We start from the raw sequence: 18,948 nt of genomic DNA, 5'->3' as shown, positions 1-18,948 counted from the left end.
CCCTCGAGCCACTTACCCCGGCGTCCCGGCGAAGGCCGGGACCCAAGTTACACGCGGCATATGCATGCCGCACCTTCATTGATTACCGCGGCGCACCCGCCAGACGCCGCGCATCCCCCGACCCCGCAATCGACTTGCTCACACGCGGATCGCCGTAGTAATTCACATCCCCCGAGCCCGCGATGGTCAGGCTCAGCGCATCCTTCGCCCACACCGTCACATCGCCCGAACCGCCCACGCTGATGCTGGCGTCGTTGGACTGCACCTTGCCCAGGTCGACGTCGCCCGAGCCGCCGATCGATACCGACAGCTTGCGCGCGGAGCCGCCGTCGGCGCGGAATTCGCCGCTGCCGCCCAGGGTCACCGACACCGATTCCCCCTCGATGCTGCGCACGTTGATCTTGCCCGAGCCGCCCAGGTCGAACTGGAGGCGCTGGCCGCGCAGGGCGTCGGCGTCGATGGTGCCCGAGCCGCCCAGCGACAGCCGGTCGACCTGGGCCGCGGTGACCACGATCTTCATGTTGCGCGAACGCAGATTCAGGTTGCGCTTGGACGGGCGCACCTTGAGGGTGCCGTCTTCCACCACCGTCTCGATCAGCGGCAGCAGATTGTCGTCGGCCTCGACCGTCACGCCCTCGGCGGCGCCGGTGCGCAGCTCCAGCCGGGCCGGCAGCTCCAGCGCCACGCCGGTGAAATGCTGGACCTGGCGCGCCTGGCGCTTGACGCTGCCGCTGCCCTCGACTTGCTCGCCCTTGAAGGGCCAGGGGCCGGCGGAGGCGGGCGCGGCGGCGCCGACCAGGGCGGCGGCCAGCAGCAGGCTGCCCAGGATGGGGGAAGTGAGTCGGTTCTTGTGCATGGTCGTCTCCTGTGGATGCAAATGTCAGTGAGGCGATGCTAGTCAATACCCCGGACGGGCGTGGCGCGTTTGCGACGAACGGCAGGGCTCGCGGAGTGGAATGCATGCTGGGCGGACAGGCCGCCACGCGCACCGACTACCTGTTCGCCGCCATATGCACTAAAATCGTGCGCTTTTTCCCCGGATTTTCCAGGGCGGAGTAGTGCGATGAACCTGATTCTCTTCCTGGTGGCCTTCTGCGTCGGCATTGCGATGTCGGTCCAGGCCGCCGTCAACAGCCAGCTGGCCTCGTCGATCGGCGCCAATTCCGTAGCCGCCGCGCTGATTTCCTTCAGCTGCGGCACCGTGGCCCTGCTGGGCATGGCCCTGGCCAAGGACGGCCTGAGCGGCCTGGGCGCCACCCTGGCGGCGCTGCCTTCCCAGCCGCTGTGGAAATTCGCCGGCGGCTTCCTCGGCGCCGCCTTCGTGTTCGGCACCGTATTCCTGGCCCCGCGCATCGGCCTGCTCAGCCTAATCGTGCTGGTGATCGCCGGCCAGCTGTTCACCTCGATGGCGATCGACCACTTCGGCTTGATCCACATGGCGATGCGCAAGGTGTCGGCGGTGCGCCTGACGGGCGCCCTGGTGGTGGCGCTGGGCGTCGCGATCACCTTGTTCGGCGACCGGATCGTTGCAGCTTTCTCACGCTGAGCGTTTCGCGAAGCAATTTTGCTTTCGATATTGCAATTTTTGGCCGGGACTGGTTTTATAATGGTCCGCACTTGATCTTTTATTAGCGTCCCGGGCCAGATGGAACACCATACCTCTTCGCAGATTCCCACTCTCTCGTATATTGAAAACGAAGACCACCCGGTGTTCGGGACCCTGGTCGAGCAGATCCTGCACCTGCTGAACTCGAAACTGGTGTTCTCGGACATCATCATTCACCAGAACAGCCCCTTGATGCTGCGCCAGCCCAAGGGCCTGGTGGCGGTGACGGATTCGCCGATCACCAAGGAAGAGCTGGAAGAGTTCTTCGACGTGATCGAGCCGAACTGGGCCGAGCGCATCGCGGTGCGCGCCTTCGACCGCGCGATCGACCTACACACGGCGCGCATCCGCGCCAACTGCTTCCACTTCCAGGGCCGCAAGCGCCTGGGCTGCGTGATCCGCCGCTTCCCGAAAGCGCCGCTGGCGCTGTCCGAGCTGGGCCTGTCGGAAGACGAACTCCAGTTCGCGCGCCTGACCAGCGGCCTGGTGCTGATCATCGGCGACACCTGCCAGGGCAAGTCGACCACCATCGCGTCGATCCTGGACGAGATCAACAAGCAGCGCTCGGGCCACATCATCACCATCGAAGACCCGGTGGAGACCCTGATCCCGCAGCGCAAATGCATCATCACCCAGCGCGAGGTGGGCGTGGATGGCGACGTCGAGAGCTACTACCTGGGTGCGCTGGATGCGCTGCGCGAGCGCCCGGATGTGATCATGATCGGCGAGATCCGCGACGCCCAGACCGCCCAGGAGGCGCTGGCGCTGGCCGAATCCGGTCCGCTGGTGCTGGCCACCCTGCACGCGCGCTCGACCGAGCTGGGACTGCAGAAGATGCTGCGCCTGCTGGGCAATTCGGAAGCCCAGGCCCAGGCGCTGGCGCACGCGCTGCGCGGCGTGCTGTGCCAGGCGCTGCTGCCTTCGCGCGAAGGCAACCGCTATCACCTCGCCACCGAGTGCCTGACCCCGAGCGCCACCATCATGCGCCTGCTGGAGGCAGGCGACATCGGCGGCATCCGCACCCACATGAACAGCGGCCGCGATCCGGGCTGCCATACCATGAACGCTTCGCTGGAGCAGCTGCTGGCCGCGCACAAGGTGCGCGTCGAGGATGCGCGCGCCGCCACCACCGACCGGGTGGCGTTCGCGGACATGGTGTGAATCAGTCCAGCGGCACGGCGCGGTAGCGGTTCACGTCCGGCGCGCCGACCGGCGGGGCCGCGTTGCCCCAGCTGGCGCGCACATAGGTCAATACCGCCGCCACCTGGGCGTCGCTCAGTTCGTGGCCATAGGGCGGCATGCCGTAGGGGCGCGGATTGCCCGTCGTCCCGGGCGGGAAGCCGCCATTCAACACCAGCCTGATCGCATTCACCGCAGGGCTCAAGGTCACCGCGCGGTTGCCTGCCAGCGGCGGGTAGGCGGGCTGCTTGCCCTTGCCGTCGGCGCCGTGGCAGTCCACGCATTGCGCGTCGTAGATCCGCTTGCCCTCGGCCAGCAGCTGCTCGCTGGCGGGTTCGCCCACGTCCGGCTTCGGCGCTTCGCTCGCCGGCAGCGATTTCAGATACTCCGCCATCGCGCCCAGGTCCTCCGGCGTCAGGTGCTGCAGGCTGCGCGCCACCACTTCGGCCATCGGGCCGGTGCTCGAGCCGCGCGGCGAGATGCCGGTGCCCAGCAGCGCCACGATGTGCTCCTTGTTCCAGTCGCCGAGTCCCGCTTCGCTGCCGGCGGTGAGCGAGGGCGCATACCAGCCGATGGTCGGGATCAGGCCGCCGGACAAGGTCTCGCCGCTGGCGCCCAGGCGGTTGCGCGTGCTGTGGCAGGCGCTGCAATGTCCCAGTCCCTCGACCAGGTAGGCGCCGCGGTTCCACTCGGCGCTGCGCGCCGGCCTGGCCTCGAAGACGGCGGGGCGGAAGTAGAGCAGTCGCCAGCCGGCCAGCATCGCCTGCTGGTTGTAGGGGAAATCGAGTTCGTGCGGGCGGTTGGCCTGGCGTACCGGCGGCAGGCTGCGGAAGAAGGCGTACAGCGCATCCGAGTCGGCGCGCGTGACGCGCGTGTAGTTCGTGTAAGGGAAGGCCGGATAGAGCAGGCGGCCGTCGCGGCCGATGCCGTTGTGCAGGGCGTTCCAGAAATCGTCCGCGCTCCAGTCGCCGATGCCGGTTTCGCGGTCGGGCGTCAGGTTGGGACCGTGCAGCCGGCCGAAAGGCGTGTCGAGCGCGCGTCCGCCCGCATAGGCCGGACCGCCGCGCGCCGTGTGGCAGGCGATGCAGTCGCCCGCGCGGGCCAGGTAGGCGCCGCGCGCGATGTTCCCGGGCGTGGCGGCAAAGGCGGCGGGCGAGGCGGCGGGCACGTGCTGGGCGCGCGGCCAGGCGATGGCGGCGGCGGCAAGGACGGCGCCGGCGACGGCGAGGAGGGCGATGGACCGCTTCTTCATGGCCTGTCCTTCGCGCTGCCGCAGGCCAGCGGAAGCGGGCGTGCGATCGATGTGGCGGCAGCGGGGCGGGGGTCGCCCGGCACGGGTTGCGCGGCGAGCCAGCTCGAGACCGCGTTCACGTCTTCCAGGGTGAGGCGGGCGGTGATCTCGGCCATGCAGTCGGGTGCGTGGGCGCGGCGCAGCTTGTCGCGCCAGGCGCCGAACTGGGCGTTCACGTAGTCGCGCGGCAGGCCGAGCAGGCCGGGGATCGAGGGCTCGACGCCGGTCAGGCGCTGGCCGTGGCAGGCGACGCAGGCCGGCACATTGCGCGACTTGTCGCCGTTGAAGACCAGCTGGCGGCCGCGCTCCAGGGTTTGCGGCGGCATGCTGCTGGGCGCCGGCTGCGGCGCGGGCGGGTGCTGGGCCGCGAACCAGCCGGCGATCTCGCGCAGGTAGGGATCGGGCAGGTGGTCGACCAGGTAGGTCATCAAGGGATACTGGCGCCGGCCTTCGCGGAAGTTCAGCAGCTGGTTGTACAGGTAGCCGGCCGGCTTGCCGCCGATGCGCGGGTAGTAGCTGTCGTTGACCGGGTTGCCGCCCGCGTCGACACGGGCGTGGCAGGAGGCGCAGGCGACCAGGCGCTGGGCCAGGGTGTCGGGCACCGGCTGCGCGGTCTGGGCCTGCGTGGCACCGGCTGGCCAGGCAAAGATCAGTACGGCGGCAAGCAGAAGGCAGGAACGGCCTGGGTTCATCGCATCACATCGGCAAGGGAAATGCCTGGATGATAACGTGGATCAATGCTTTACGGGCGGACCGGCATCTCACCGGAGCGCTGTTCCCTTTGATTAAGTGGTATTGTCCTCCACGTGCGCTGCCGTCGTCTCCGACCAGGAGCGCCAGGTCCGCGGGCTCATGACGCCGCCGTCGGCGCCGTCGCGCGCTTGCGGTAGTCATTTTCCAATATAGGCCGCACCATGATTTCTTCCCCACCGACACCTGCAACCGGTTCCGGCGCCGCTCCTCGCATCTCCACCGGTATCGACGGGCTCGACGATATCCTCGGCGGCGGGCTGACGCCGCAGCGCGTCTACCTGGTCGAAGGTTCGCCCGGTGCGGGCAAGACGACGCTCGGCCTGCAGTTCCTGCTCGACGGCATGCGCAAGGGCGAGCAGGGCCTGTACATCACGCTGTCCGAAACGGCGGACGAGCTGCGGGCGGTGGCGGCCAGCCATGGCTGGAGGCTGGGCGAGCTGGCGCTGTTCGAGCTGGCCGGCGACACCGACCTGGACATCGATGCGCAGCAGTCGGTGTTCCATCCTTCGGAGGTCGAACTGGGGGAGACCACGCGCAACGTGATGAACCAGGTCGACCTGGTCAAGCCGGTCCGGGTGGTGTTCGACAGCCTGTCCGAGCTGCGCCTGCTGGCCCAGAATCCGCTGCGCTACCGGCGCCAGATCCTGGCGCTCAAGCAGTTCTTCGCCGCCCGCGCCTGCACCGTGCTGCTGCTCGACGACAAGACCAGCCAGTCCGACCAGCACCTGCACAGCCTCGCCCACGGCGTGATCAGCCTGGAGCAGATCGCCAAGGAGTTCGGCAAGGAGCGGCGCCGGGTCAACATCATCAAGATGCGCGGGATCCGCTTCCGCGGCGGCTACCATGACTACACGCTGGATACCGGCGGCATCACGATGTTTCCGCGCCTGGTGGCGGCCGAGCACAGCGGAGAATTCGCCGCGGCGGTCCGCTCGACCGGCTCGCCCGGCCTGGACAGCCTGCTCGGCGGCGGACTGGTGCGCGGTACGAATACCCTGATCGTCGGCCCCTCGGGCATCGGCAAGACGACCCTGTCGACCCGCTGCATGCTGTCCGCCCTGGAACGGGGCGAGAAGTCCGCGTTCTACCTGTTCGACGAAGGCCTCGACACCTTCTTCGCGCGCAGCGCCTCGCTGGGAATGGAGCTGCGGCCCTTTGCCGACAGCGGACAACTGACGATCCACCATATCGATCCGGCCGAACTGTCGCCCGGCGAGTTCGCGCAGATGCTGCGCGACGCCGTCGAACTGCGCGGCGTGAGCTTCATCGCGATCGACAGCCTGAACGCCTACCTGCAAGCGATGCCGGGCGAGCACTTCCTGACATTGCAGATGCACGAGCTGCTGTCCTACCTGAACCAGAAGGGCGTGACCACGGTGCTGGTGCTGGGCCAGCACGGCCTGGTCGGCGAGGTGCGCACCGACGTCGACCTGAGCTACCTGAGCGACAGCACCGTGCTGCTGCGCTTCTTCGAGTCGAGCGGCAGGCTACGGCGCGCCGTGACGGTCATCAAGAGCCGGACCGCGAACCACGCGCTGACCATTCACGAGCTTCTGCTCGGCAGCGACGGCATCCGGATCGGCGAACCGCTGATAGGCTTCGACGGGGTGCTGACCGGCTTGCCGAGCTACCGCGGTTCCACGCCCATGATGGTGCCGACGCCGCATGCCGCAGACTAGCGCCCGCGACGTCCGCCTGCTGGTTTTCGCGCCACGCGGACGCGACGCCGAGGTCATCGCCTCGGTGCTGGCGCAGGACGGCCATGGCTGCCTGATCGTCGCCACCTTCCCGGCGCTGCTCAGGGCGATCGAGGAAGGGGCCGGGGGGGCCATCGTGGCCGAGGAAGCCCTGCATGGCGCGGAGCTGGCGCGTCTGGCCGACTTGCTTGGACGACAGGAGGCCTGGTCGGACTTCCCCTTCGTGGTCCTGCTCGGCAAGCTGATGGGAGTCGTCGACGCGGGCGACCCCGCGCGCGCCTGGCTCAAGGACCTGGGCAACGTCATCCTGCTCGAGCGGCCGCTCAGCACCCAGACCGTGCGCAGCGCCGCCACCTCGGCCCTGCGCGCCAGGCGCCGCCAGTACCAGGCGCGCGACGTGCTGGCCGACCGAACCCGCACGGCGCAGCGCCTGAGCGAGAGCCAGGCGGCGCTGGTCCACCTGAACGCGACCCTGGAGGCGCGCATCGAGGAGCGCACCCGGGCGCTGGCCCAGGCCAACGACCGCCTGATGACCGAGGTCATCGAACGCGAACGGGTGCAGCAGGCCATGGTCCAGCTGCAGAAGATGGAAGCCATCGGCCGTCTGACCGGCGGCATCGCGCACGATTTCAACAACCTGCTGAACGTGGTCAGCGGCAGCATGGACCTGATCCTGATGCTATCCCGGGATGAGGTGGCGCGCCAGCGGGCGGAAGTGGCGCGCCGCGCCTGCCAGCGCGGCGGCAAGCTCACCAGCCAGCTGCTCGCATTCTCGCGCAACCAGAGCCTGGTGCTGCGCCCGATCCCGGTCGAGGAGCTGTTCGACGGCGTGCGCGAGCTGGTGGCCGCCTCGCTGGGGTCGGGCATCCGCGTGCGTTTCGAGCCGGACGGGGCGCAAGCCCGTGTCCTGGCCGACGCCAACCAGATGGAAATGGCGCTGCTGAACCTGGCGATCAATGCGCGCGACGCGATGCCGGCGGGCGGCGAACTGTGCTTCCATGCGGCCGTCATGCAAGCGCCCCCGGACCTGGCCCTGGCGGGCGACTTCATGTGCATCGCCGTCACCGACAACGGCGAAGGCATGCCGCCGGAGATCGCCGCCCGCGTGTTCGAGCCCTTCTTCACCACCAAGCCTGTCGGCAAGGGGACGGGCCTGGGCCTGAGCCAGGTCTACGGCATGGCCCGGCAATCGGGCGGCGCCGCGCGCATCGTGAGCCAGGCCGGTGCCGGCACGACGGTGGAGATCTGGCTGCGGCTGGCGAACCTGGACGACGACGCGCCGCCGGCCGAGGTGCACGACCTCCAGGCCAGCCGGCGCCAGGGCGTGCGCATCCTGGTGGTCGAGGACGACGCCGCGGTGCGGCGCTCGATCGTCGAATCGCTCGAGGCGCTGGGCCATGCCGTGACCGAGGCGCCCGATGGCCGCAGGGCATTGGACGCGCTGGCGGCGGGGCGCCCGGACCTGATCATCACCGACTACTTGATGCCGGGGATGACCGGTGCCGAGCTGATGCGGCACGCACGCCGGGCCTATCCGGGCGTGCCGATGATCATCGCCACGGGTTATGCGGACATGCGGGCAATCGAGGAGGTGATCGGAGAAGACCTGGTCTTGCGCAAGCCCTTCCAGCTGATGGAGCTGGCCAGCATCGTCGAACGGGCGCTCGAACGTTCCGCCGCCGCGCGCCCGGTGCCGGCCGGCGGCGCCGGCTAGTCCGGTGGATTGGCGCGCCAGTGCCGGTAGATGCGCAGCGCCACATGCGCATCGTCCGCTGCATACAGCACCTGCTTCTCGCTCAGGCGCGGCATGGCCCAGTTGGTGGTCGTGATGCGGCGCGACTTCTGCAGCTTCTGCCCGAAGAAGCGCGCCACCGCGCTCTTGGCGCCGAGCGAATTGCGCTCGCCGCGGCGCAGGGCGGTGGAGAGGTCGAGCACGTTGCGCGGTTCGATCCCGAGCTTGGCGCGCAGGCGGCGCACGTCGTCGCCCAGGCCGAAGCCGACTTTCAGGATGCGGTCCGATTCGAGCACCGGCTTGAGCACGATGAGGGCCGTCGCGCTGCCGGCCGTGCTGGCGGTCTGGAACAGATAAGCCATCCGGTCGGTGGCCAGCTGCACCAGGTGCGGCCCGGTCGAGACTTCGCCCTTGGCGAAGGTGGGCTTGGATTCGGTGTCGAAGCCGATCACGTCGGCCTCGGACAGTGCGCTCAGCGCTGCTGCGGCCTCGGCCTCGGTCCGGACGATGCGCACGTCGGCCAGCTGGATGCCGACATAGGGCGGCAGCAGCTCGTCCGGATCGACACTCATCAATTGCGCGAGAACTTGCTGGCCAGCGCCTGCAGCTTTTCCTGGCGCTTGCGGTTCGCTTCTTCCGCGGCGGCGGCGTCGCGCTCGGCCTTCTTGCGCTCGGCTTCCTTCTTGAAGCGTTCCTGCAGCTGTTCCTTGGCGTGGAGGCGGTGGGTATCGGTCACCTCGGCGCCCGGCGTGCCGTCCAGGTCGAAACGCACCTTGGCCTTTTCCATGGCGCGCAGGTAGCGCATGGAGCCGGTGTGGATGCCCAGCGCGGCGCGCATGGTCTTGCGGTCCAGTCCCGGCATGCGGGCCAGCAACTGCTTGTCGATGCCGATCGCCAGCGGCAGGCAATCGCGGAAGGCGGGGAACTCCTGCTGGAGCTGCTTGAGCAGTGCACGGGCCGACAGGGCGGGCGCTTTGGCCTGTTCCGGAGCGGCTGGGGTGGCGGTGATGTCGGCGGACTCTGCAGGGGTATTGGTATTCATTGACTTCATGGTAAGAACGGGAAAGCGAAGGATAGCACGTCGCTCGGGCGCATAGTATTGTACTAGGTCCGTACTTGTTCCAAGGATATTGTTGGGTTTTACGCCACGTGGCACGGGCGCGCGGCCGCGAAATCGTGTATGATCCGCCCCTTGCCTTGCGTAAGCCTTGCGCCGACGCAGAACCCGTAGGGGAGCCGAAGGAGGCTTGCTAATATACGAATTGCTTATATCCATTATCGGATATTTCAATTATCACCAAATCTTGCGTTGGGGCATAATATCGCCTCCTTCTATTCTTCTAGAAAAATAGATGCAAGCCCGTTTCAGCCGACGGGCTTTTTTTCGTTCGACATGCACACCGCGATTTTGACCACCGATCCTTCTTTCTTCCCGCCGCTCTCTGCCTTTGCGTGCGGGACGAGGAAATCCGTGCTTGAAGTCCCGCCCTTCGCCCTAAGGTAGGGCCACTTCCGAACCACATTTGCCAGGACCCGCTCCGCGGGTCCCGCTGGATTATTGACTTCGCAGGCGCGCCCCCGCCTCGACTGGAGAGCTTTAGATGAAGAACACCGCCAAAACCTTGACACTGACAGCGAAAAAAGCACCGGCCAAGAGCTCGGCGCCGCTGGCAGTGCCGAAAACCGCGACCTCTTATTTCCTGGAAACGGAAGCTGCGGCCAAGGTGACGGTGGTCAAGACCCGTTCGCGCCTGGCCTCGCTGAAGACTGCTGAAGCCCAGGCTGGCGAGCCGGTCGCCGAGCAGGTCGCCGACGTCCAGGCAGAAGTGGTCGAAGCGGTCGCCGCGCCGGTGGTCGAGGTGGCGCCGGTTGCCGAAGCCGCCAACGACGCTGCGGATGCCGACGCTGCAAATGACTACTTGCCGGCCGTGCCGGCAACCCCGGCCGCGCCGCCGGTCATCGTGCGCAAGCGCGGCAAGCTGGCCGCCCTGAAGGCCGTCGCCGAGCCGGAAGCTGCGCCTGCAGCTGCACCTGCCGAAGCAGCCGCCGAGCCGGCCGCCGAAGCCGCTGCGCCGAAGCTCGTGCGCACCCGCACCGCACGCCGTACCGAAGCGCCGGCCCCGGCCCCGGCCGTCGCCCCGAGCGCCGTCGGCGCCGTCAGCCAGACCACCGATGCCGCCGTGCTGGCCTCGATCGACACCACGGGCTACCTGCTGCCGCAGGTGAAGGTGCCGGGCCGCCGCGGCCGCAAGCCGAGCGAGTTCGTGCCGGAGAACGACGAAGTCGCGGCGCTGAACGCTGTCGAGCGCGCCGAACTGAAGGCGGCGTCGAAGCTGCGCGAGCGCAAGGCCAAGGGCCTGGGCGTGCTGAACGAGGCCGGTTTCTCGGGCGAGGAACTGGAAAAGCGCCGCCAGCAGCTGAAGAACCTGATCAACATGGGCAAGGAGCGCGGCTACCTGACCCATGCGGAGATCAACGACCACCTGCCGGAAAACATCATCGATCCGGAAGCGATCGAAGGCATCATCGCGACCTTCAACGACATGGGCATCGCCGTCTACGAGCGCGCGCCGGAAGCGGAAATGATGCTGCTGTCGGACCAGGCCGTGACCCCGACCAGCGAAGACGAAGTGGAAGCCGCCGCCGCCACCGCGCTGTCGACCGTCGATTCCGACTTCGGCCGCACCACCGACCCGGTCCGCATGTACATGCGCGAAATGGGCGCGGTGTCGCTGCTGACCCGCGAAGGCGAGATCGAGATCGCCAAGCGCATCGAGCAGGGCCTGAAGGACATGGTGCAGGCGATTTCGGCTTGCCCGACCACGATCTCGGAAATCATCGCCCTGTCGCACAAGATCGCCAGCGACGAGCTGAAGATCGACGATGTGGTCGACGGTTTCGTCGACCTGAACGAATCCTCGGCGCCGGCCCCGGCGGCGGCCAGCGCCTCGTCGGATGACGAGGAAGAGGAAGAAGAGGAAGTCGAAGAGGAAGAAGAGGGCGAAGGCGGCGGCGGTGGCGCGGCCGGCTACTCGGCCGAGCAGCTCGCCGCGCTGAAGAAGGGCGCGCTCGAGAAGTTCTCGCTGATCGAGAAGCAGTTCGACAAGATGGGCCATGCGTTCAAGACCCAGGGCTACGGCTCGGAAGCCTACAACGACGCCCAGGAAGTGATCTCGAACGAGCTGCTGGGCATTCGCTTCACCGCCAAGGTGGTCGAGAAGCTGTGCGACACCCTGCGCCATCAAATGGACGAAGTGCGCGCCATCGAACGCGCCGTGCTGGACATCTGCGTGAACCGCTGCGGCATGCCGCGCGCCCACTTCATCAAGGTCTTCCCGGGCAACGAGACCGACCTGGCATGGGGCGACCGCGAAGTCGACTGCGCGTATCCGTACAGCGCCGTGCTGGGCCGTAACCTGCCGGCGATCAAGGAACTGCAGCAGCGCATGATCGACCTGCAGGCGCGCGTGGCGCTGCCGCTGGCCGACCTGCGCCGCATTAACAAGCAGATGGCGGCCGGCGAGAAGCGCGCCCGCCAGGCGAAGCGCGAAATGACCGTGGCCAACCTGCGCCTGGTGATCTCGATCGCGAAGAAGTACATCAACCGCGGCCTGCAGTTCCTGGACCTGATCCAGGAAGGCAACATCGGCCTGCTGAAGGCCGTGGACAAGTTCGAGTACCGCCGCGGCTACAAGTTCTCGACCTACGCGACCTGGTGGATCCGCCAGGCGATCACGCGCTCGATCGCGGACATGGCCCGTACCATCCGCGTGCCGGTGCACATGATCGAGACCATCAACAAGATGAACCGCATCTCGCGCCAGATCATGCAGGAAACCGGCAGCGAACCGGACCTGCCGACCCTGGCCGCCAAGATGGAAATGCCGGAGAACAAGGTTCGCGAGATCATGAAGATCGCGAAAGAGCCGATTTCGATGGAAACCCCGATGGGCGAGGACGGCGATTCGCAGCTGGGCGACTTCATCGAGGACAACGCGACCCTGGCCCCGCTGGACGCCGCGCTGCACGCCTCGATGCGCAACGTGATCAAGGAAGTGCTGGACTCGCTGACCCCGCGCGAAGCCAAGGTGCTGCGCATGCGCTACGGCGTCGAGATGTCGAACGACCACACCCTGGAAGAAGTGGGCAAGCAGTTCGACGTGACCCGCGAGCGTATCCGCCAGATCGAAGCCAAGGCGATGAGCAAGCTGCGCCAGCCTTCGCGTTCGGACAAGCTGAAGACCTTCTTGCACAACAACTAAGTCCTTATGGCTTGGTGAGAATGCCGCCCTTGTGGGCGGCATTTTTTATTTGTGTGGCTGTTTTTAGCTGGTTGAACTTGGGCGGAACAATGCCAGTGGCATTGTTCCGGCCTTCGCCGGAAGTCGTAGGCGCCAGTGGCGCGTACGACGTGCTTAGAAGCGAGCTGTCGAAAATATCCGTAGTCCGCACCCTCAGCACGTCGTTCCGGCGAAGGCCGGAACCCAAGTTTGCCCGCACGCCGCCGGCCTCAACTTCTGTGCGCGCCACGCCGCCCGCCTGACATACGATACAGGTCACGCTGCCCACAGCATTCGCTTGGAAACATCAATGAAGACCGCCATCCTGTCCCGCTGCGCCACCGCGCTACTGGCCGTGTGCGCCATCCACTGCGCGCAGGCCGCCGACGAAGCCATCGTGACCGACCGCCCCGACTTCGTCGAATCGAGCAAGGTCGTCGGCAAGGGCCGGCTGCAGCTGGAAACCAGCCTCCTGCTCGAACGCGACCGCCATGAAGCGGGCCGCGAGCGCAGCGTGGCGACGCCGACCTTGCTGCGCGTCGGCGTCCATGACGATCTCGAACTGCGCGTGGAAACCGACGGCCGCATCCATGTCCAGGGCGGCGGGTCGGGCCATGCCGACACCTCGCTCGGGCTCAAGTGGCATACGATGGACGCGCGTGGAGGGCTGCCTTCGGTCGGCGTCTTGCTGCACGCCGAACTGCCAAGCGGCTCGCGCGCCTTTCGCGGCAGCGGGGTGCGGCCCTCGCTGCGCGTGGCGGGCGAGTGGGAGCTCCCGTCGGGCATGTCGCTGGGTGTGATGCCGGGCCTGGGCCGCGAGCGCGACGACGAGGGGCGCCGCTACACCTTCGGCGTCCTGGGTGTGGTGCTCGGGAAGGAAGTAAACGAACGCCTGCGCGGCTTCGCCGAAGTGGCGCTGCCGCAGATCGCGCGCGGCCGCCATGGCGGCACCCAGGCGAGTTTCGATGTCGGCGCCGCGTATTTGCTCTCCAAGTCCTGCCAGGTCGATGCCATGTTCTCGCGCGGCCTCAACAGCCGCACCCCCGATACCGCCTTCACCATCGGCTTGTCCTTCAAGCGCTAGCCTGCCGGCGCCTTCGTTGTCGAATATGCATATTGTGACGAGATCGCAGGCATGCATGCCGGTTATGTAAGCTTGTCGCAATTTCATTGGTTGCAAAAATGACAGCCGCGTACTCTCTGTCGCAGATGGCGGAAACGCGGCGCGGGGAGAGGCGGCGTGGCTGCCACAGGCGCATCGGCCTTCGCGTGCGTCGACTTCAACCCTGCAAAAAACGACAACATGAAAAAACTTTTGCTTGCCGCGGCAGCCGCAATGCTTGTCGCTTCCTATTCCCACGCCGATGCCCAGACTGTTTCACCGAAGCGCGAGCTGCGCGGCGTCTGGATCAGCACCCACCTGAGCCTGGACTGGCCGAACCGCCTGCAGACGCCCGAGCAGCAACGGGCGGCGTTAGCAAGCATCCTGGACCATAACAAGGCAACCGGCATGAACGCGGCCTTCCTGCAGGTGCGCAGCCAGGCCGACGCCATGTATCCGAGCGAGCTGGAGCCGTGGTCCTATTACTTGACCAACCAGCAGGGCAGTGCGCCGGCGCCAAGCTGGGACCCGCTGCAGTACGCCATCGCCGAAACGCGCAAGCGCGGCATGGAGTTCCACGCCTGGATCAATCCCTATCGCGCCGTGGCGAATACGGCCACCGAATCGAACAACGCACAGTATGCAGCCAGCCACGTCTCGCGCGCGCACCCCGAGTGGCTGCTGCAGGTGGGCACGGTGAAGATCCTGAATCCCGGCCTGCCGCAGGTGCGCGACCACGTGGTCGGCGTCATCATGGACATCGTCAACCGCTACGATATCGACGGACTCCATTTCGACGACTACTTTTATCCGAATGGCGTCATCAACGACGATGCGGCCTACGCCGCCGATCCGCGCGGCTTCCCGAATACCGCCGCGGGCCGCGCCGACTGGCGCCGCGACAACATCAACCTGCTGATCGAACGCGTCAACGCCGGCATCCAGGCGGCCAAGCCCTGGGTCAAGTTCGGCGTCTCGCCCTCGGGCATCTACCGCAGCAGCAGCGATCCGGCGGTCGGCTCGCCGACGGCGGCCGGCGCCCTGCAGCACTACACGCACCTGTTCGCCGACACCCGCAAGTGGATCGAGCAGGGCTGGGTCGATTATCTGGCGCCCCAGGTCTACTGGTACATGGGCCAGGCCGGCTCGGACTATTCGCTGCTGGTCCCCTGGTGGAACAACAACGCCTACGCGCGCCACATGTACGTCGGCCTGGCCGACTACAAGATGAACACCAGCGGCTGGACCAACCCCGACCAGATCAACAACCAGATCGCCCTGAACCGCTCGCTGTGGAACATCTCTGGCCAGATCCACTTCCGCCACGCCTTCCTGCAGGGGAACGCGCTGGGCTACCGGACGAGCCTGATGAACGGACACTACAAACGCCCGGCGCTGCTGCCGGTGATGGCCTGGAAGGGCCTGGGCGCGCCCGGCGCGCCGGCCAACCTGGCCGCGAGCCTGGACCAGGACAATGCGGTGCAATTGGCGTGGACCGCGCCTGGCGACAGCGCGGACGAGTTCGAGAAGACCCGCCGCTTCGCGATCTACCGCTCGGAGCAGCGCGACATGGACCTGGATGCGCCGGGCAAGCTGCTGGCCGCGACCGACATGGCCACGCCGGTTTTCGCGGACAGGACCGCCGAAGCGGGCAAGTATTACTACTACACCGTGACCGCGCTGAACCGCCTGAGCGTGGAGAGTGCGCGCGCCAATACGGTCAGCAACGATTTCGAGCCGCCCGTGGTGCGCACCCGCGAGGCGTCGGTGACCCTGGCGAATGGCACGGCCAGCATCGCGCCGGCGGAGGTCGACGGCGGGACGACCGACAACTGGGGCGTGGAGTTGCTGAGCCTGTCGCGGTCGAGCTTCTCGTGCTCGGATATCGGGACGCAGCGCGTGCAGCTGACGGCGCTGGACAAGGGTGGTCATGAGTCCAGCGCCGAGGCGTCGGTGCAGGTGCTGGGTACGATGCCGCAGCCGGAAGTGACGGCGGGAGCGGCTGCGATCACGCTGGGCTACGGGCCGCAGAGCGTGAGCTTGACGGCGAGCGACAAGGCCGGGGCCAGTGCGGAGTACGCGTGGAGCCCGGCGGCCGGACTATCGGCGACCAGCGGCGCGGTGACGAGCTTTACGCCGACCAGCGCGGGCAGCTTCAGCTTCACGGTGCAGGCGGCGAGTCCGCAGGGGTGCTTCGCGCAGGCCAGCGTGACGGTGCCGGTGATCGATGCGCGCTGTGGGGATGGGAAGGTGGCGGTGTGCCACAAGACGGGAAGCAGCTCGAATCCGGCGAGCCAGGTGTGCGTGGCGCCGAGTGCGGTGGAGGCGCATTTGAGCAAGGGGGCGGTGCTGGGGGCGTGTTCCCAGTAAGGCTGTTGGCTGCCGTACAAACTTGGGTTCCCGCCTTCGCGGGAATGACGACTCAAACGCTAATGACTACGTTCTCCAGCACGTCATCCCCGCGAAGGCGGGGACCCAAGTTCGTTATGCACTGTTAGCCTGTATTACGCAGGCCAGCCGCCACACCGTTGATGGACAAATGAATCCCGCGATTCACCCGCGGATCCACATTATCCGCCAGCGCACGGCGGCGATGAATCAGCTCCACCTGCAAGTGATTCAGCGGATCGAGATAGGCAAACCGGTTCTGGATCGACCGTGCCAGCAGCGGATTGCCTGCCAGGCGTTCAGCGGCTCCCGTAATCGCCTCCAGGCAGCGCAGCGTCTCTCCATGCTCCGCCGCGATCCGCTTGAAGATCCGCTCGCGCAGCTGCTCGTCCGCCACCAGCCCCGCATAGCGCGATGCGATCGCCAGGTCGGTCTTGGCCAGCACCATGTCCATGTTCGACAGCAGGGTGGCGAAGAACGGCCAGTCGTGGAACATCGCGCGCAGCAGTTCCAGCTTGCTGTCGCGCTCACCCTCGTTCAGCCAGCCGCTCACGGCCGAACCGAAACCGTACCAGCCCGGCAGCAGCAGGCGGCACTGGCCCCACGAGAAGCCCCAGGGAATCGCACGCAGGTCTTCGATGCGGCGGGTCGACTTGCGCGAGGCAGGGCGGGAACCGAGGTTCAGTTCCGCGATCTCGGCGATCGGGGTGGCGGCGAAGAAGTAGTCGGTGAAGCCCGGGGTCTCGTACACCAGGTTGCGGTAGGCCTTATAGGCACGCTCCGACAGTTCCGCCATCACGCCCTCGAAGCGCGCCAGGCGCTCCGCGCCCGCGCCATTGCTGGCGTGCGGCGCCAGGCTCGCTTCCAGGGTGGCCGCCACCAGCAGCTCCAGGTTGCGGCGGCCGATCTCGGGGTTGGAGAACTTGGAAGCGATGATCTCGCCCTGTTCGGTCAGGCGGATCTGGCCGTTGACGGTGCCCGGCGGCTGGGCGCGGATCGCGTCGTAGCTCGGGCCGCCGCCGCGGCCGACGGTGCCGCCGCGGCCGTGGAACAGGCGCAGCTTGACGTTCTGCTCTTCGAAGACCTCGACCAGCTTGAGTTCGGCCTGGTAGAGCTCCCAGTTCGAGGTCAGGAAGCCGCCGTCCTTGTTGGAGTCCGAATAGCCCAGCATGACTTCCTGCAGGCGGCCTTGCTTCTCGATGACGCTCGCCACCAGCGGCAGCGACATCCACTCCGACATGATGCCGGCTGCGCGCTGCAGGTCGGGAATGGTCTCGAACAGTGGGATCACCATGACGTCGCAGGCGCCGGCCGACACACGTATCAGGCCGGTCTCCTTTTGCAGCAGCAGCACTTCCAGCAGGTCGGAGACGGTCTCGGTGTGCGAGATGATGTAGTTGCGGATCGCACGGCTGCCGTAGCGCAGGCGGATCTCGCGCGCGGTGCGCAGGATCGCCAGTTCGCCGTTGGTCTCGTCGCTGTAGGTCTCGTAAGGGGTGTACAGCAGGCGCGGCTGGGCCAGTTCCTGCTGCAGCAGCGCGACCTTCTGTTCTTCGCTCAACGCGGCGTAGTCGGCCTCGACGCCGGCGCGCGCGAACAGCTCGGCCAGCACGCGCTCGTGGACGTCCGAGCTCTGGCGCATGTCGAGCGAGGCCAGGTGGAAGCCGAAGATGCGCGCGGCGCGCTTCAGGCCCGCCAGGCGCGGCTCGATCAGCACCGCGCCGTGGTTGGCGCGCAGCGAGTCGGCCAGCACTTCGAGGTCGGCGGCGAACAGCTCGGGGTCGAGGTAGGGCGCGGCATGCCCGACTTCGCGGCGCAGGATGTGGCCCACGCCCAGCTCGCGCGCGGTGGCGGCAAGGCGTGCGTAAATGCCGATCAGGGCGCGGCGGTAAGGCTCGTCGCTGCGGTGCGGGGAATTGTCGGGCGAAGCGTCGGCCAGGGTTTCCAGGGCCGGCGACACGTCCACCATCAGCGTCGAGGCGGACAGCTCGGCGCCCAGCGCGTGCACCTCGTCCAGGTAGAAGTCGAGGATGGTGGTCGACTGGCGCGTCAGCGCGTGGCGCATGGTGTCGGCGTTGACGTTCGGGTTGCCGTCGCGGTCGCCGCCGATCCAGCTGCCCATCTGCAGGTAGGTGGCGTCGTGCAGCTTCGCATTGTCGGTTCCGTAGTGGGCGGCGATTTCGCAAGCGATGTCGTCCACCAGGGCCGGCACTTCGCGCAGGAAGGTGATGCGGTAGTAGGACAAGGCGTTGTCGATCTCGTCGGCCACGGTCAGCTTGGAGTAGCGCAGCATGCGGGTCTGCCACAGGGTCGCGATGCGCGCATGCAGCAGCTGGGTGTTGCGCTGGCGTTCCTTGGGCGTGAGCGGCAGGTCGCGTTCGGCCAGCAGGCGCGCGATGTCGTGCTCGGCGTCCAGGATGCTCTTGCGCTGCACTTCGGTCGGGTGGGCCGTCAGCACCGGCGAAATCAGGGCTTCCTTGAAGAAGCCTTCCACCGTTTCCTGGCTCACGCCGGCGTCGACCAGCTTGTCCAGCGCATAGCCGACGCTGCCGGCCTGCGGGCCGGAGCCGTGCAGCAGGTGGGCGCGGCGGCGGCGGTTGTGGTGCTGGTCTTCGGCGATATTCGCCAGGTGCGAGAAGTAGGAAAACGCGCGCACCACCGAAATGGTCTGGTCGCGGGTGAGCTTGTGCAGCAGGGCGTTCAGCTCTTCGCCGGCTTTCGGATCGGCTTCGCGGCGGAAGCGCACCGCGGTCTGGCGGATTGTTTCCACCACCTCGAACACGGCGTCGCCTTCCTGGTCGCGCAATACGTCGCCCAGAATGCGGCCCAGCAGGCGAATGTCTTCTTTCAGTGGCGCATCCTTGTCCGCGCCGGAGGGGTTGTCATGTGCAGCTACGTTGTCCATATCGACCACAAGTTA

The 18,948-nt window shown here is 67.1% G+C and carries 13 protein-coding genes; 7 read left to right on the top strand and 6 right to left on the bottom strand.

From position 1 onward, the window contains the following. Positions 1-82: 82 nt before the first annotated feature. The gene (locus J8847_RS18945; RefSeq protein WP_211526269.1) at positions 83-856 is read right to left on the bottom strand and encodes a head GIN domain-containing protein; all 774 of its coding nucleotides are present in this window, start codon (positions 854-856) and stop codon (positions 83-85) included. Positions 857-1,063: 207 nt separating this feature from the next. Here J8847_RS18945 and J8847_RS18940 point away from each other — a divergent pair, with 207 nt between their 5' ends. Both J8847_RS18940 and J8847_RS18935 read left to right on the top strand, forming a co-directional pair. Beyond that, positions 1,064-1,546 (top strand): DMT family transporter, encoded by a 483-nt coding sequence (locus tag J8847_RS18940; RefSeq protein WP_211526268.1) that lies wholly within the window; start codon positions 1,064-1,066, stop codon positions 1,544-1,546. A gap of 99 nt (positions 1,547-1,645) precedes the next feature. Next, positions 1,646-2,767, top strand: a complete 1,122-nt coding sequence (locus J8847_RS18935) for a type IV pilus twitching motility protein PilT (protein ID WP_211526267.1) — start codon at positions 1,646-1,648, stop codon at positions 2,765-2,767. 1 nt (position 2,768) lies between these two features. Here the strand turns inward: J8847_RS18935 and J8847_RS18930 are convergent, their stop codons facing one another. After that, the gene (locus J8847_RS18930; protein WP_211526266.1) at positions 2,769-4,037 is read right to left on the bottom strand and encodes a cytochrome c; all 1,269 of its coding nucleotides are present in this window, start codon (positions 4,035-4,037) and stop codon (positions 2,769-2,771) included. Next, positions 4,034-4,768 carry a cytochrome c4 gene (locus tag J8847_RS18925; RefSeq protein ID WP_229513026.1) on the bottom strand — a complete coding sequence of 245 codons (735 nt, stop codon included), beginning with the start codon at positions 4,766-4,768 and terminating at the stop codon, positions 4,034-4,036. The genes J8847_RS18930 and J8847_RS18925 overlap by 4 nt, the downstream gene beginning before the upstream one ends. Positions 4,769-4,990: 222 nt before the next feature. Here J8847_RS18925 and J8847_RS18920 point away from each other — a divergent pair, with 222 nt between their 5' ends. Continuing rightward, on the top strand, positions 4,991-6,508 hold the full coding sequence (locus J8847_RS18920; protein ID WP_211526265.1) for an ATPase domain-containing protein: 1,518 nt from the start codon (positions 4,991-4,993) through the stop codon (positions 6,506-6,508). Beyond that, positions 6,495-8,240, top strand: a complete 1,746-nt coding sequence (locus tag J8847_RS18915; RefSeq protein WP_211526264.1) for a response regulator — start codon at positions 6,495-6,497, stop codon at positions 8,238-8,240. The genes J8847_RS18920 and J8847_RS18915 overlap by 14 nt, the downstream gene beginning before the upstream one ends. On the opposite strand, the gene J8847_RS18910 is transcribed toward J8847_RS18915, so the two are convergent. Both J8847_RS18910 and J8847_RS18905 read right to left on the bottom strand, forming a co-directional pair. Next, positions 8,237-8,830 carry a 3'-5' exonuclease gene (locus J8847_RS18910; RefSeq protein WP_211526263.1) on the bottom strand — a complete coding sequence of 198 codons (594 nt, stop codon included), beginning with the start codon at positions 8,828-8,830 and terminating at the stop codon, positions 8,237-8,239. The genes J8847_RS18915 and J8847_RS18910 overlap by 4 nt on opposite strands. Then, positions 8,830-9,300 carry a ProQ/FINO family protein gene (locus J8847_RS18905; RefSeq protein WP_211526262.1) on the bottom strand — a complete coding sequence of 157 codons (471 nt, stop codon included), beginning with the start codon at positions 9,298-9,300 and terminating at the stop codon, positions 8,830-8,832. The genes J8847_RS18910 and J8847_RS18905 overlap by 1 nt, the downstream gene beginning before the upstream one ends. Before the next feature lie 559 nt (positions 9,301-9,859). Between J8847_RS18905 and rpoD the strand changes: the two genes are divergently transcribed. The 3 genes from rpoD (at position 9,860) to J8847_RS18890 (ending at position 16,010) form a co-directional block, all read left to right on the top strand. Continuing rightward, entirely contained in the window at positions 9,860-12,520 is a 2,661-nt protein-coding gene (rpoD, locus tag J8847_RS18900; RefSeq protein WP_211526261.1) for an RNA polymerase sigma factor RpoD, read from the top strand. 328 nt (positions 12,521-12,848) lie between these two features. Continuing rightward, entirely contained in the window at positions 12,849-13,622 is a 774-nt protein-coding gene (locus J8847_RS18895) for a transporter (protein ID WP_211526260.1), read from the top strand. Positions 13,623-13,874: 252 nt separating this feature from the next. Next, entirely contained in the window at positions 13,875-16,010 is a 2,136-nt protein-coding gene (locus tag J8847_RS18890; RefSeq protein WP_211526259.1) for a family 10 glycosylhydrolase, read from the top strand. A gap of 124 nt (positions 16,011-16,134) precedes the next feature. Here the strand turns inward: J8847_RS18890 and ppc are convergent, their stop codons facing one another. After that, positions 16,135-18,933 carry a phosphoenolpyruvate carboxylase gene (gene ppc / locus J8847_RS18885; RefSeq protein ID WP_211526258.1) on the bottom strand — a complete coding sequence of 933 codons (2,799 nt, stop codon included), beginning with the start codon at positions 18,931-18,933 and terminating at the stop codon, positions 16,135-16,137. Between the last annotated feature and the right edge of the window lie 15 nt (positions 18,934-18,948).

Origin of the sequence: Massilia sp. AB1 (assembly GCF_018119385.1) — a bacterium.
Taxonomy (GTDB): Bacteria; Pseudomonadota; Gammaproteobacteria; order Burkholderiales; family Burkholderiaceae_D; genus Telluria.
This window is presented reverse-complemented; position numbering and strand designations above follow the sequence as displayed.

Excerpts from the sequence above, each read along its gene's own strand:
- J8847_RS18945 (WP_211526269.1), bottom strand. The coding sequence starts at position 856 with ATGCACAAGAACCGACTCACTTCCCCCATCCTGGGCAGCCTGCTGCTG.
- J8847_RS18940 (WP_211526268.1), top strand. The coding sequence starts at position 1,064 with ATGAACCTGATTCTCTTCCTGGTGGCCTTCTGCGTCGGCATTGCGATG.
- J8847_RS18935 (WP_211526267.1), top strand. The coding sequence starts at position 1,646 with ATGGAACACCATACCTCTTCGCAGATTCCCACTCTCTCGTATATTGAA.
- J8847_RS18930 (WP_211526266.1), bottom strand. The coding sequence starts at position 4,037 with ATGAAGAAGCGGTCCATCGCCCTCCTCGCCGTCGCCGGCGCCGTCCTT.
- J8847_RS18925 (WP_229513026.1), bottom strand. The coding sequence starts at position 4,768 with ATGAACCCAGGCCGTTCCTGCCTTCTGCTTGCCGCCGTACTGATCTTT.
- J8847_RS18920 (WP_211526265.1), top strand. The coding sequence starts at position 4,991 with ATGATTTCTTCCCCACCGACACCTGCAACCGGTTCCGGCGCCGCTCCT.
- J8847_RS18915 (WP_211526264.1), top strand. The coding sequence starts at position 6,495 with ATGCCGCAGACTAGCGCCCGCGACGTCCGCCTGCTGGTTTTCGCGCCA.
- J8847_RS18910 (WP_211526263.1), bottom strand. The coding sequence starts at position 8,830 with ATGAGTGTCGATCCGGACGAGCTGCTGCCGCCCTATGTCGGCATCCAG.
- J8847_RS18905 (WP_211526262.1), bottom strand. The coding sequence starts at position 9,300 with ATGAATACCAATACCCCTGCAGAGTCCGCCGACATCACCGCCACCCCA.
- rpoD (WP_211526261.1), top strand. The coding sequence starts at position 9,860 with ATGAAGAACACCGCCAAAACCTTGACACTGACAGCGAAAAAAGCACCG.
- J8847_RS18895 (WP_211526260.1), top strand. The coding sequence starts at position 12,849 with ATGAAGACCGCCATCCTGTCCCGCTGCGCCACCGCGCTACTGGCCGTG.
- J8847_RS18890 (WP_211526259.1), top strand. The coding sequence starts at position 13,875 with ATGCTTGTCGCTTCCTATTCCCACGCCGATGCCCAGACTGTTTCACCG.
- ppc (WP_211526258.1), bottom strand. The coding sequence starts at position 18,933 with ATGGACAACGTAGCTGCACATGACAACCCCTCCGGCGCGGACAAGGAT.